Below are 13,906 nucleotides of genomic sequence, written 5' to 3' on the forward strand. Positions count from 1 at the left end.
TAGAAAGACTCATATGGAATAAAGAACTAGTCAGGGGAGTGACTAGTTCTTCCCGAGCTCTAAAATAGAAAAAGCGAGGATTTTATCACAAACCTACTCGGAATTAAAGACCCTAATATCACTATCTTGGAAGTTGTGGACACTAGAAGCCACAAGGAAGTCATCGCTAAGCTGGACTACCCTGCTCCAAAATGCCAACATTGCCAGGGGCAGATGACTAAATATGACTTCCAGAAACCATCCAAAATCCCTTATCTTAAGTGTGCAGGGTACAAGACACTCATTCGCTTGCGAAAGCGACGCTTCCACTGCCAAAAGTGCGGGAAAATAGCTGTCGCTGAGACATCCTTAGTCAAGAAAAATCACCAGATTCCTGTCATTCTTCATCAGAAAATTGTCCAAAAACTGATTGAGAAGGTGACGATGACTGCCATCGCTGAAAGCTTAGCCGTATCGACCTCAACAGTCATCCGAAAGCTAAAGGAGTTCCAGTTCAAGACAGACTTGACCTGCCTCCTAACTAACATGAATTGGGACTCAAACAGTCCAGTGGACTGTTTGAGGTAGGAGCCTGAAAATACAAAAGCGACTAGTTGAAGCAGGAAAGGCAAAATGAGCTTTATCGCACAGGACTTTGATTCGCTTAACATTGTGACAATCCTAGACGGTCGAACCCAAGCCACCATTCGCAATCACTTTCTACGCTATTCTAGAACGGTCAGAAACCGTGTCAAGGTCATCACCATGGACATGTTTAGTCCGTATTACAAGTTAGCTAAACCCCCTCGCTCTCCCGTTTTCAAGCTCGGGCTGAAACAGTCTCTCCCCAGACTGTTTCACTCCCAAACGCCAAAATCGTCCTCGATCGTTTCCACATCTCGCTTTCAAATTTCTTAGCCCAAGGCTAAAATAGTCCACTGGACTATTTTACTCCAACACATGAGCAGGGCCATGAACAGGCTACGTATCCAGGTAATGAATCAGTTTGACAGAAAATCCTATGAATACAGGATCTTCAAACGCTACTGGAAATTGATACAACAAGATAGTCGAAAGCTCAGTGATAAACGGTTTTATCGCCCGACCTTTCGCATGCACTTGACCAATCAGGAGATTGTCGCTAAGCTGCTTGGCTATTCTCAAGAACTGAGAGAACACTACGATTCTTTATCAACTCCTCTTGTTTCACTTCCAAGAAAAGCAAGCCGAACAGTTTTTTGGGCTGATCGAGGAGACGATTTCGAGCGTCAATCCTATCTTTCAGACGGTTTTTAAAACTTTCTTGAAGAATAAAGACAAGATTGTCAACGCCTTGAAACTGCCTTACTCAAACGCTAAACTAGAGGCGANTGCGCAGGATTTCGATTCACTCAAAATCATCACTATTCTGGATGGACGGACACAAGCTACCATTCGCAACCACTTTCTACGCTATTCTAGAGCTGTCAGAAGTCGGGTAAAGGTTATCACTATGAACATGTTCAGCCCTTATTATCAATTGGCGAGACAGCTATTTCCTGAAGCTAAGATAGTACTCGACAGATTCCATATCGTCCAGCACATGAGCCGTGCTATGAACCGCCTGCATGTCCAAATCATGAATCAGTTTGACCGAAAATCCCACGAGTATGGGGCGCTCAAGCGCTATTGGAAACTGATTCAGCAGGATAGTCGAAAGCTCAGCGATAAACGCTTCTATCGCCCCCCTTTTCGCATGCACTTGACTAATCAGGAGATTGTCGCTAAGCTGCTCGGCTATTCTCAAGAGCTGAAAGATCATTACGAGCTTTATCAGCTGCTACTTTTTCACTTTCAAGAAAAGCAAGCCGAACAGTTTTTTGGGCTGATCGAGGAGACGATTTCGAGCGTCAATCCTATCTTTCAGACGGTTTTTAAGACTTTCTTGAAGAATAGAGACAAGATTGTCAACGCCTTGAAACTGCCTTACTCAAACGCTAAACTAGAGGCGACAAACAACCTTATCAAGGTCATTAAACGGAATGCTTTTGGGTTTCGGAAGATGAAAACTTCAAAACTCGCATTTTCATTGCCATAAACATAAAACGAGAGAAGACAAGAACTGTCCTCTCTCGGTGTTAAATTGGTCAACCCACTACAGTTGACAATGAGCCAGATTTTTTGGCAGGATTTTTGGCAGGAAACCAAATCAAATTATCAGTTTCTTTAAATCGCTATAAGCTCTAAAAGACTGGTAAATCGGGCTTCCGCTCTCAAATTGCTATATGCTTCTTATTTAAGCGTAACTGAAGCGCCTGCTTCTTCCAATTTAGCTTTAAGCTCTTCAGCTTCTGCTGCGTTAACACCTTCTTTAACAAGTGCAGGTGCACCATCAACAAGCTCTTTAGCTTCTTTAAGACCAAGACCTGTGATTTCGCGAACAACTTTGATAACGCCAACTTTTTTGTCGCCAGCAGATGTCAATTCAACGTCGAATGAATCTTTAGCTTCTTCAGCAGCACCACCAGCAGCAGCAACTGCAACTGGAGCAGCAGCAGTAACGCCAAACTCCTCTTCGATAGCTTTTACAAGGTCGTTAAGCTCAAGGATTGAAGCTTCTTTGATTTCAGCAATAATGTTTTCAATGTTCAATGCCATTGTAGATTCCTCCAAAATATGTTTTTAAATAGGTTGTGACAAGGTCACGATTAGGCTGCTAAGATTAAGCAGCGTCTTTGCTTTCTGCAACTGCTTTGACAGCAAGTGCAACGTTGCGAACTGGTGCTTGAAGTACTGAAAGGAGCATAGACAGCAATCCTTCGCGGTTTGGCAGGGTCGCAAGTGCAACGATTTCTTCTTTAGAAGCAACCGCACCTTCAATGATACCACCCTTGATTTCAAGAGCATCAGCTATTTTCGCAAAATCATGAAGTGTTTTAGCTGGTGCAATCACATCTTCGTTAGAAAAAGCGATAGCTGTTGGACCAACGAAAACGTCAGCCAATCCTTCAAGACCAGCAGCTTCTGCAGCACGACGCAAGATAGAGTTTTTCACAACTTTATACTCAACGTCAGCGCCACGAAGATTACGACGAAGAACAGTATCCTGCTCAACAGTCAAACCACGCGCATCAACCACAACGATTGAGGCTGCAGCTTTCATCTTCTCAGCATAAACTTCAACGAGTTCTGCTTTTTTAGCAATATTTGCTTGACTCATTAGTGTTTTACCTCCGTTTTTATTTTTGGTTGGAAACGAAAAAATCGCATCCAAACCCAGACACGAAAGTACAAATACGTAGACGATTTTATCACGTTTTTGTGCCTCGGCAGGATGTTTATGAGTTAGACTCCCCTGCTGTCTTAGGTCAGTTTTATTCAAAACCTCTAATAGGTTATCACAATCTAAGGGTTCTGTCAAGGATTTAAGACAATTTTTTATACTGTATAGATAGACCAGTTTAAGGATGATAAGCAGATAATGGCAGATGAGTGTTGAGAGAAATCCCGTTGCCAACCTAATTCGACCAGCACATCCCACAAGCATGCAATTACCAAACATAAAAAGACTAAAACAGCAGTCCCAGTCTCTTCATGTGATGTTCAAATAAGCCAGATAGATCAGTTAGGAGCACGTCTTGTTTTGCCAGCTCTAGACTTGCAAAGCAACCGCTCAACAACCATCCTGACTGTTCAGTTAGGCAAGGCGAGGGTGAAAGAAATGGCGTTCTGACAAACTATGATTAGTCCCCACTCGCTCTTACTGTCATCAGGTATTATCTATGCCATAAAGGCTGTGATTTCTGTCACAGAGAGGGAAGAATCACAAACCACCTTAACGTCTTGCTGGGTGGCAACCAAGAGCCCTGGCACTGTTTTCACGCCATATTTAGCACGCAAGTCTTGCAAAGCGGCATCAGACACATTGCTGCTATCTACAAAGTAAATTGACGCGTTAGTGTCAGCTTGAGCCTGCGCCAATTTTGGTGCAAAACGTTGACAATATGGGCAAGTTGGACGCCCAATAAAGGCAATAACTTTCTCTTCTGTTTGAATCAGTTTTTCCAACTCTTGGGCTGTTACTGATGTAAACTGTTTGATGGCTTGTTCAAATGACATGTCCTGTCCTCCTTAAAATGATACTTCATTATAGCAAGATTTTCAGCCAAGTTCAATTATCTGCTACGCCAGAAAAGCCCAAAAAAGGCTGGGACAACAGTCCCAGCCTTCCTTTTTGTTATTGTTAACAAAGTCAGACGCAGGGGTTGAGCGGAGGTGAGGGAAAATCGAATTCTACCGAATTACCGATTGAGTCCCACTCTCTTTGCTAATCCTGACGTTCCAAATCTTGTAACATTTGGTCAATTTTATTGCCATAAGCAATGGACTCGTCCTTGATGAAGGTCAAGTCAGGGATTTTATAGAGGGTCAGGGTTTTCCCTAGCTCACGCTTAATGGTCCCCTTAGCCTTTTCTAAGCCCTCTTGGGCTTTTTTATTATCCGATGCCAAATCTGACAAAATAGTATAGTAGACCTTGGCGGCGGATAAATCACCCAACATTTGGACATCGGTGATCGTCACGCCTTGGACACGTGGGTCACGGATGTGCCGCTGCAAAATCTCATTAACCTCACGCTTGACTTCCATACCAACACGGTCTGCACGATGGTTAGCCATAGGTGGCTCCTTTCTATCTCTCTTAATGATAAGATGACAGCTAGGACAAGCCTAGCTGGAACATCTTTAAACAGTGTCATTGTTCTGGTACTTATTATTTTTACACAACTGATTGTTCAATCGGCAACAAGCTCCAGCTTCAACTTTTTGATTTTTTAGCTCCCTAGAAGCAGGGCTTTTTAACGTTTAATCTCTTCCATGATGTAGGCTTCGATGGTGTCATCAATTTGCAGGTCATTATAGTTTTCGAGCATTAAACCACCTTCACGACCAACTCCCAGTTCTTTGACATCATCTTTGAAGTGTTTGAGGCTAGCAAGAGCACCATCGTGAATCACGACACCGTCACGGATAACACGCGCCTTGGCATCACGTTGGATTTTACCACGAGTGACCATAAAGCCACCGATGGTGCCGATTTTAGCCACCTTGAAGGTCTCACGAATCATGGCTTCACCAATGATTTTCTCTTCAAATTCTGGATCAAGCATACCCTTCATAGCATCTTCAACTTCCTCGATAACCTTGTAGATGATGCTGTGAAGACGGATTTCTACATCGTCGGTATCGGCCTGCACACGCGCTTGCGGAGTCGGACGAACGTTGAAACCGATAAGGATAGCGTTTGAGGCTTCCGCCAGGGTCACATCAGACTCGTTGATGGCACCAACAGCAGAGTGAACGACATTGACCTTAACACCTTCCACATCAATCTTCAAGAGGGAGCTAGCAAGGGCTTCCACCGAACCTTGTACATCAGCCTTGATGATGACGTTAACAGATTTAACCTGACCAGCCTTGAGGGTATCAAAGAGGTTCTCTAGGCTGACACGTTGGGTATTTTGACGTTGTTTGAGCAGGGCACGTTTAGCACGCTCTTCACCAGCTGCGCGCGCCGCTTTTTCATCCTCATAGACTGCAAAATGGTCACCTGCCATCGGCGTTTCGTTAAGACCAGTGATGGATACTGGGGTAGACGGCAGAGCTGTCTTGACACGACGCCCCAGGTCATTAGTCATGGCACGGACACGACCAAAGGTATTACCGACAACGATTGGGTCTTGGACGTTAAGCGTTCCCTGCTGTACCAAGAGGGTCGCCACAGCACCTTTTCCTTTATCCAGCTGGGCTTCAATAACCGTACCGATAGCACGGACCGTTGGGTCTGCCTTGAGTTCTTGGAATTCAGCCACCAAGAGCACCGTTTCTAAGAGGGTGTCGATATTCTTACCAAACTTAGCAGAGATTTCCACAAACTCAGAATCCCCGCCCCATGATGCTTGCATAACGCCATGCTCTGCTAACTCATTGATAACACGGCTCGGATTAGCATCAGGCTTATCAATCTTGTTAATTGCCACAATAATCGGTACACCAGCTGCTTTAGAGTGGTTGATGGCTTCAACGGTTTGTGGCATTACCCCATCATCTGCTGCCACAATCAGGATAGTAATGTCGGTTACTGATGCTCCGCGCGCGCGCATGCTTGTGAAGGCTTCGTGTCCTGGCGTATCAAGGAAAGTGATTTTCTTGCCATTTTCCTCAATCTGATAAGCACCAATATGCTGTGTAATCCCCCCAGCTTCTCCAGTTGCCACACGAGAATTGCGCAGCGTATCAAGCAAGGTGGTCTTACCATGGTCAACGTGTCCCATGATAGTCACGACAGGTGCGCGCTCCACCATATTTTCAGGGTTGAGGTAGTCTTCATCCACAAAGAAACGTTCAATATCAGCATTGTCTACTTCAACCTTAGCCTTGGCTTCAATGCCGTAGTCCACCATAAGAAGTTCAATGGTGTCACCGTCCAGAGACTGGTTCTGGGTCGCCATCACGCCCATCATGAAGAGCTTTTTAACGATTTCCGCTGGCTCACGTTTGATGCGCTTAGCGATGTCAGCGACCGTCATGCCTTCGGTGTACTCAAATTCTTTTGGCAGTTCGTGGAACTTACGCTCTGTTACAGGTGCAGGAGCACCCTTGCCTTTTTTGTTTTTCTTACTGTTGTTCCAGTTAGAGTTTCGTTGATTTCTCACTTGGTTTTGATTCCAATTTTTCTTATTTTTTGTTGGTTTAGGGCCGTCTTCATTTGAAAAATCACGGGATTTTTCAGGACGAGAGGCTTTTTTACGACGATTGTCTGGAGCAGCCGAAGCTGTTTTTTCTGCCTGAGGAACTGGCTGGGCTTTTGGTGTTGACACACTTTGCTCGAGGCGTTCTTGAGCTGCTAATTCTTCTGCCATGCGTGCCTTACGAGCTTCTTCCAAAGCTAGTGCTTCGCGGCGTTTGGCTTCTTCTTGCTCGCGAAAACGTTGCTCGCTATTGCGCGAATACTCAGCATTTTGCTCAGCCTTGAGGGCTGCTGCCCTTGCCTTAAAGTCAATCCGAGGCGCTGTAGCGTTGCGATTTTGCTGGCGGTTATCCTGCTTATGTCCTTGGTTTCGGTCATTGCGGCGGTTGTCCTGCTGACGACGATTATCACGGTTTAGTGCACCTGCTTGCCCACGCTCCCGTTGATTGCGGTCTTCACGCTTGTTATCCCGGCCTCGCTCTTGACGGTTACCTTTGCCTTGACCACTATGCCGCTGCTGACCACCCTGTTGGCGACGCTCTGCCTCAGCCTTTTGTCGTGCCTCACGTTCTGCCTTGAAGTTACGGCTCTGCGGGCGAGCTGGGGTCGGCTTACTCTCTGCTGCCTGCTCTGCTTTTGGTTCGACTTTAGGCGTTATTGGCGCTTCTTGGGTCGCTTTCGGCGTAGATGGCTGAGCAACTACCGTTTTCTGGCTAGATGAGCGCTGGGGTGCTTCAGTATTTTCAACAGGTTTTGCTGCTGAAGTAGCTGGCGCTTGGTTATCAGTTGTCGAGCTTGCTTGATGTGGCTGAGCTGGCATTGCCTTGGAGGCTCCCCCACCAAAACTTGCAATCAAGCGCTTGGCCTCACCTTCGTCCACACTGCTAGAATGGCTTTTGACTGAAAGCCCCAATTCCTGAGCCTTGGCAACTAAATCTTTGTTACTGATACCCGTTTCACGGGCAATTTCATTAATTCTTTTTTTAGACAAATCGTGTCCTCCTCGTCCTTTAGTCCATAAGAGTCCTCATTTTCTTTGAAAATCCAGCATCACTAACTGCCACAACCTTTCTGGGTCTGCCGATAGCGCTGCTAAGGTCCAGCGTATCAAACACTGTTGAGACTTCTATATCGTAATATTTACATTTATCCGTCACGGTCTTAATCAGGTTCTGGCTAGCATCCTTGGCCACAAAGACCAGTCTTGCTTGCTCGGTCTGGATAGCCTTGACGACCAATTCCTCACCTGAGATAAGTTTGCCAGCACGCTGAGCCAAGCCCATGAGGTTTAAGAGTTGTTGCAACTTATTCAAGACCTAACTCTCTTCTTTTTACCTTGTGATCCACATAAGCAATCAGTTCATCGTAGAAGCTCTCTGGCACATCCATGGAAAAACTGCGGTTAAAAACCAGTTTTTTCTTGGCCAGTTTAACCTCCTCGTTATCTAGCTTGATGTAGGCGCCGCGACCGTTCTGTTTTCCAGTAGGGTCAATAAAAATCTGACCGTCCTTGTTTTTGACAATACGCAGCAGGTCGCGTTTGTCGATAATCTCGCCAGAAACCACTGATTTGCGTAGGGGAATTTTGCGTGTTTTTGCCATAACGCCTCCTGAGACCTAACCTTCAGCAGTCACTTCTGTACTGCCATCTGAAAGCTCTGTTGGCTCTGCTGAAGCAAACACCTCTTGCTCTGCTGCCATAGCCTCATACTCTGACGCAGACTTGATGTCAATGCGGTAGCCCGTCAAGTGAGCCGCCAGGCGAACGTTTTGCCCACGACGACCGATAGCTAGAGACAGCTTGTTATCAGGAACAACAACGAGGGCGCGCTTGCTGTCTTTCTCGTCAAAGATGACGTAGTCCACCTCAGCTGGCGCGATGGCATTGTAGATGTACTCAGCTGGATCTTCAACCCACTGGATCACGTCAATGTTCTCCTCAACAGGAACAGAGAGCCCCGTCTTAGCATCGATTCGTTTTGGATGGAACTTGCTAATCACTTTTTGGATATTAGCCCCCTTGCGACCAACGATGGTACCGATGGCATCAACGTTAGGGTTGTGGCTACGAACTGCTACTTTACTGCGGTCACCAGCCTCACGAGACACGCTCATGATTTCTACCGTGCCGTCAAAAACCTCAGGAATTTCCTGCTCCATAATCCGCTTAATAAACTCAGGGTGACTGCGGCTAACAAAGACGTTAACCCCGCGCGGGTTGTTCTCAACCTTGTACACATAGACCTCGATACGATCGTGAGACTTGAAGGTCTCTCCTGGAATTTGGTCTTGGTGAGAAAGCTGAGCTTCGATGGTGCCTAGGTTGACATAGATGAAGCGATTATCGAACCGCTCCACAGTTCCTGTCATGATTTCACCTTCGTGCTGTTTGTACTCGTTGTAGGTTACTTCACGGAATTGCTTGCGCATCTTTTCCATGATGGTTTGTTTAGCTGATTGAGCAGCCACGCGACCAAATTCCTTGACAGATTCCTCAAAACGAATCTTGTCTCCCAGCTCATAGGCAGAGCTGATCGCCAGAGCGTCTTTGAGGCTGATTTCCAAGCGGCTATCAAAAACCTCGTCAACGACTTCACGGACAGTATAAACCTTGAAATCCCCTGTTTTTTCATTAAATTCAACAACAGCTGACTCAGCCTGACCGTACTTTCTACGATAGGCTGACTTGAGGGATTCCGTCACCGTCTCGATGATGTCTGCCTTATTGATGTGCTTTTCTTCTTCCAAAATACGGAAGGCTTCTAACATTTCTTTGCTCATGGTATATCTCTCTCAAAAACAAGTTGTTTTCTTGAAAATAAATCCTTTCCTATAATTTTACAGCTAATCTGGCTTTGGCAACCAGTTGATAAGGGATGGTCACCGTTTTTCGTCTGGTCTTATCTAGATAGTCTAGGACAAGCTCATCGTTGTCAAAGCTCTGCAATGTGCCTTCAAAAACCTTAACCTTGTCAATAGCCTGATAGAGACTGACGTTAATATAGCGACCAACCGCTCCTGCCAAGGCTTCCTTGGTCTTGAGCGGACGCTCCAGACCAGGGCTTGAAATCTCCAGAAAATACTGATCTGGAAAAGGGTCTGGTGTGATGGTATCTAGCAGGGGACTAATGACCTCTGTCAAGTCTGCTGTATCATCGACCGTTATCCCGCCAGGCTTGTCAACCAAAATCGACAGGACATAATCACCCCCCATCTTCTCGTACTCAATATCCACCAGCTCATAGGGGGCAGCGATAACAGGTGCCACCACCGCCTCCACCAGTTCAATAATCGTTGCGATAAGAATCCCTCCTTTTCAACAAAGAGAAGACGAAGTTGTCACCCCGTCTCCTTTCTTTATCATTAATTTTTTATCATTATAGCATTTATTCATCAAAGATGCAAGAAAAAAGTCTAAGACGACACTATTTACCGAACTTGATACAGTTTTAGCCAATTAAGCACCAAAATCATGCGCGCCGAGCGCACGACAAAAACATCGCTTTCAGATAATGATTTTCATAAAAAGTTATCTGTTTAATCATGACATTTTGTCATAAATGTCAGCGGAAAAGCAGATGAACCCATGCACCTACGTAAATATTGTGAAAGTTTTTTGAAAACATTTGTGTCGCTAGAAAATAGTGACACGAATTTTCTTCATGCGTTTGGCGTGAAAATCACAATTGTCATCTTGCAAACAGGACTGAAGTTTTGCTATAATGAAAAGACAATACAAAAAAAGGAGAATAGCCCATGAATATCTTTGATGAACTCAAAGCCCGTGGCCTCATCTTTCAGACGACAGACGAAGACGCCCTCAAAAAAGCCCTAACAGAAGGGACTATGGCCTATTATTCGGGATATGATCCGACAGCGGACAGCCTTCACCTCGGACACTTGGTGCCGATTTTGGTCTGTCGTCACCTGCAATTAGCGGGACACAAACCCTACCCTCTGGTTGGCGGAGCGACTGGTCTCATCGGTGACCCGTCCTTTAAGGACGCGGAGCGGAGCTTACAGACCAAAGAGACCGTTGACGGTTGGGTGCAAAAAATCCAAGGACAACTCTCACGCTTTCTTGATTTTGAAAGCGGAGAGAATAAGGCTGTTATGACAAACAACTACGACTGGTTTGGCAGCATCAGCTTCATTGATTTTCTGCGTGATGTCGGCAAGTACTTTACCGTCAACTACATGATGGGCAAGGAATCCGTAAAAAAACGCATTGAAACAGGCATTTCCTACACCGAATTTGCCTACCAAATCATGCAGGGATATGATTTTTACGAGCTCAACCGCCTCTACGATGTGACCCTACAAATCGGCGGCTCCGACCAGTGGGGCAACATGACCGCAGGTACCGAATTGCTTCGCCGCAAGAGCGATAAGACAGGACACGTCATCACTGTTCCCCTCATCACCGATAGCACTGGCAAAAAATTTGGCAAGTCCGAGGGTAACGCTATCTGGTTGGACGCAGACAAGACCAGTCCTTACGAGATGTACCAGTTCTGGCTCAATGTTATGGACGCCGACGCCGTCCGTTTCCTCAAGATTTTTACTTTCCTATCTTTGGAAGAAATCGCTGAGCTGGAAAGCCAGTTCCTCGCAGCACCGCATGAGCGCCTTGCTCAGAAAGTTCTAGCCAAAGAAGTCGTGACCTTAGTTCACGGCGAAGAAGCCTACCAGCAGGCCCTCAAGATTACCGAGCAACTCTTTACGGGCAACATCAAAGAACTCTCTGCTAAAGAGCTCAAGCAAGGACTCAGCAACGTACCAAACTACACCGCTAAAGCCGATGACAGCCGCAACATCGTAGACCTGCTCGTCACCTCAGGTATTGTCAACTCAAAACGTCAAGCCCGTGAAGATGTCCAAAATGGTGCCATCTACCTCAACGGCGACCGCATCCAAGACCTCGATTACCAACTGACTGATGCTGACAAAATCGACGGCGAGCTGACCGTTATCCGCCGCGGCAAGAAAAAATATGCCGTTCTAACTTACTAAACAACCCTAATAAAAGCGCATAGCATCTCCTGATGCTATGCGCTTTTTTGATGCCATTTGTCGGTTTTACCTAGCCTCTTGTGCTAATCACGAATAAAGTGTCGATCATGTGCTGAGAAATTCGCCTCATCAGAGATTGGTCGTTCCGCAGTCATCCGCAAGTCATATTTTTCGCGGAGAGCGATAATCTCTGCCATTTGAGGAGAAGCATGGTGGGCATCAAGGGCTTCTTGATCCGCCCAACTATCAACTAGAAGCACTGTTTCTGGATCGCTAAGAGAAGAAAAGTAGTCATAGCGCAGATTACCTGATCACTGGCGAATAGTAGTCGCCAAACCAGACTGCTCCATAGCGTCTACAAATTCCAGAGCTCTGCCATTTTCACCACGATAAGTTAATAAAAAAGTTAGTGTCATCGTTGATTGATGTCCTCCTTTGCATGGACTAATTGGGTAATAGTTCGACAATAAGGCGCTGAGCTGCCGATTGTTTCAGCCACTTGTGCCACAAATCCATTGAGATAGTCAACTTCCGTCAGCCGCTTGTTTTTCACCAAATCCTGATGCATGGAGGGATAATGATGCCCAACCTTAGTCGAGACGTCAACGATGTATTGATAGGTGTCTTCAAGATCAAACCTTAAGCCGTAGTGAGCGGCTACAGCGATGAATTCCGACAACACCTGCCTAACTAGCCCCATCGCAGAAGAGGAAGACAGCAGCTCATGTAAGTTCGCATCTAACAGAGCACTAGTGGCATTCATTGTGCCATTTATCATGGCTTTTTTCCAAATGGCATGTAAAACATCATTAGTATAGGTCGCGTTTAGACCAGCTTGATTGAGGACTTCAACCAGCTGCTCGCCTACCGTTCTCTCTGTATCCGCCAAGCACTGAATGGTCAAGGAACCTGACCCACGTAGCTCGACTTGACCAGGTTCTATCAAACCTGCTGTCCAAACAGTCACTCCCATAATGATCTGCTCTTTTCTAACAAACTCATGTAAGGTCTCAATATGACCAAGACCATTTAAAAGGCAGAGGAGTTTCGTTTGCTCACCGATAATCGGCTGAATATCGTTTAGCATTTGACGTAGCTGGGTTGACTTTGTCAGAACCAAGACCAAATCTGCTTCTCGCGTGGCTTGTGTTGGTCTCATGATTGGCAACTGAATCGTGTCATTCACATCACCTGTGATCATAAGTCCCTTATCTCTTATAGCTTCAATATGCTCTGGCCAATTATCCAGGAGAATGACCTCATGACCAGCCTTGCTAAGAGCAACCCCAAAACGGCTACCGAGCGCACCCGCACCTGCAATATAAACTAACATACTTGTCCTCCTCACTCTAGTATAACATAGTAAGATCAAAAGAGCTACTCATCTTGTCAGGATAGACCGTGTCATTTTTTCAAAAAACTGCAGTGTTTTAGGGGTAAGAAACAGGATTCATCTTACCAGTATCCACATCATAAATCGCTCCTGAAATAATAATGTCATCCGGAATCAGAGGGCTGGCTTTTAATTTGGCAATGTCCTCCTTAACGCTCTGCACAATGTCGGAGAAGGGAAGAAAATCCATTTCCCCAACATCAACTCCTAATGTGTCATTGAGCTGTTTCGCAAAGCCTTCGTTTGTCAAACGTTCTGCTCCGCAATCTGTATGGTGCAGCACGACAATCTCTCGTGTTCCCATCAGTTGCTGAGAAATGGCCAACGAACGAATCATATCTTCGGTAACACGACCACCGGCATTACGCAGGATATGAGCATCACCTAGCGCCAAGCCCAGAGCTTGTGCCACATGAAGACGTGAATCCATACAAGTCAAGATAGCAACACGCATTCTGGGAGGCAGCGGCAGGTGAGCCGTGCCATGCAGGGCAACGTAAGCCTCGTTTACTTTGAGGTACTGGTCAAAATACGACATACAAACCATCCTTTTTTGTTTGATTTTCAAACTATTATATCATAAATGAAATGACAATGACAAAAAACGGCTCTATAATTTCTGTAGTGGGTAAATCCACCATGGAGATTATAGAGCCTTTTGAGTGTAGAAAAAAGTTCCATATGACCTACAATGAAAAGTGCTTAAACAACTCATTAGAAAGACACATATGGAACAGTTCAATTCTATCACAAACCTACTCGGAATTAAAGACCCTAATATCACTATTTTGGA

Annotated in this window: 12 protein-coding genes, 3 pseudogenes and 1 other annotated feature; of the genes and pseudogenes, 3 read left to right on the forward strand and 12 right to left on the reverse strand. The window is 45.6% G+C overall.

Annotation, left to right across the window (positions count from 1 at the left end):
- Positions 1–84: 84 nt before the first annotated feature.
- Together ACERC7_RS09440 and ACERC7_RS09445 are read left to right on the forward strand one after the other, a co-directional pair.
- Positions 85–1,348: pseudogene (locus tag ACERC7_RS09440) on the forward strand (transposase); the annotation flags it as partial.
- Positions 1,346–2,100, forward strand: a pseudogene (locus tag ACERC7_RS09445) (ISL3 family transposase); the annotation flags it as partial. The pseudogenes ACERC7_RS09440 and ACERC7_RS09445, both read left to right, overlap by 3 nt.
- A gap of 150 nt (positions 2,101–2,250) precedes the next feature.
- Here ACERC7_RS09445 and rplL read toward each other — a convergent pair.
- The 9 genes from rplL to rimP form a co-directional block, all read right to left on the reverse strand.
- Positions 2,251–2,616: a 50S ribosomal protein L7/L12 gene (gene rplL / locus ACERC7_RS09450; RefSeq protein ID WP_018367840.1), complete on the reverse strand. Its 366-nt coding sequence runs from the start codon at positions 2,614–2,616 to the stop codon at positions 2,251–2,253.
- 64 nt (positions 2,617–2,680) lie between these two features.
- Positions 2,681–3,178 carry a 50S ribosomal protein L10 gene (gene rplJ, locus ACERC7_RS09455; protein ID WP_373666797.1) on the reverse strand — a complete coding sequence of 166 codons (498 nt, stop codon included), beginning with the start codon at positions 3,176–3,178 and terminating at the stop codon, positions 2,681–2,683.
- 28 nt (positions 3,179–3,206) lie between these two features.
- Positions 3,207–3,344: a sequence feature (ribosomal protein L10 leader region), on the reverse strand.
- 394 nt (positions 3,345–3,738) lie between these two features.
- Positions 3,739–4,077, reverse strand: coding sequence for a thioredoxin domain-containing protein (locus ACERC7_RS09460; RefSeq protein WP_373659478.1), 339 nt, complete (start codon positions 4,075–4,077; stop codon positions 3,739–3,741).
- 208 nt (positions 4,078–4,285) lie between these two features.
- Complete coding sequence (gene rbfA, locus ACERC7_RS09465; RefSeq protein WP_373659479.1) at positions 4,286–4,636, reverse strand: 30S ribosome-binding factor RbfA; 351 nt, start codon at positions 4,634–4,636, stop codon at positions 4,286–4,288.
- Positions 4,637–4,815: 179 nt separating this feature from the next.
- On the reverse strand, positions 4,816–7,698 hold the full coding sequence (gene infB, locus ACERC7_RS09470) for a translation initiation factor IF-2 (RefSeq protein WP_373666798.1): 2,883 nt from the start codon (positions 7,696–7,698) through the stop codon (positions 4,816–4,818).
- Positions 7,699–7,717: 19 nt separating this feature from the next.
- Positions 7,718–7,990 carry a YlxQ-related RNA-binding protein gene (locus tag ACERC7_RS09475; RefSeq protein WP_373659486.1) on the reverse strand — a complete coding sequence of 91 codons (273 nt, stop codon included), beginning with the start codon at positions 7,988–7,990 and terminating at the stop codon, positions 7,718–7,720.
- A gap of 22 nt (positions 7,991–8,012) precedes the next feature.
- Positions 8,013–8,309, reverse strand: a complete 297-nt coding sequence (gene rnpM / locus ACERC7_RS09480; protein ID WP_373659481.1) for an RNase P modulator RnpM — start codon at positions 8,307–8,309, stop codon at positions 8,013–8,015.
- A gap of 15 nt (positions 8,310–8,324) precedes the next feature.
- Positions 8,325–9,488 (reverse strand): transcription termination factor NusA, encoded by a 1,164-nt coding sequence (gene nusA, locus ACERC7_RS09485; RefSeq protein WP_373659482.1) that lies wholly within the window; start codon positions 9,486–9,488, stop codon positions 8,325–8,327.
- A gap of 49 nt (positions 9,489–9,537) precedes the next feature.
- Positions 9,538–10,014: a ribosome maturation factor RimP gene (gene rimP, locus ACERC7_RS09490; RefSeq protein WP_373659487.1), complete on the reverse strand. Its 477-nt coding sequence runs from the start codon at positions 10,012–10,014 to the stop codon at positions 9,538–9,540.
- Between the two features lie 449 nt (positions 10,015–10,463).
- Here rimP and tyrS point away from each other — a divergent pair, with 449 nt between their 5' ends.
- Entirely contained in the window at positions 10,464–11,720 is a 1,257-nt protein-coding gene (tyrS, locus tag ACERC7_RS09495; protein ID WP_373659483.1) for a tyrosine--tRNA ligase, read from the forward strand.
- Between the two features lie 83 nt (positions 11,721–11,803).
- Here the strand turns inward: tyrS and ACERC7_RS09500 are convergent.
- The 3 genes and pseudogenes from ACERC7_RS09500 to ACERC7_RS09510 all read right to left on the reverse strand — a co-directional run bounded on the left by ACERC7_RS09500 (position 11,804) and on the right by ACERC7_RS09510 (position 13,651).
- Positions 11,804–12,136: pseudogene (locus tag ACERC7_RS09500) on the reverse strand (putative quinol monooxygenase).
- Positions 12,133–13,053 (reverse strand): 2-dehydropantoate 2-reductase, encoded by a 921-nt coding sequence (locus tag ACERC7_RS09505; RefSeq protein ID WP_373659484.1) that lies wholly within the window; start codon positions 13,051–13,053, stop codon positions 12,133–12,135. Before ACERC7_RS09505 ends, ACERC7_RS09500 begins: the two are co-directional and overlap by 4 nt.
- 97 nt (positions 13,054–13,150) lie before the next feature.
- Complete coding sequence (locus ACERC7_RS09510; RefSeq protein WP_373659485.1) at positions 13,151–13,651, reverse strand: beta-class carbonic anhydrase; 501 nt, start codon at positions 13,649–13,651, stop codon at positions 13,151–13,153.
- Positions 13,652–13,906 lie beyond the last annotated feature (255 nt).

It is taken from the genome of Streptococcus sp. E17BB, assembly GCF_041807725.1.
GTDB classification, from domain to species: domain Bacteria; phylum Bacillota; class Bacilli; order Lactobacillales; family Streptococcaceae; genus Streptococcus; species Streptococcus entericus.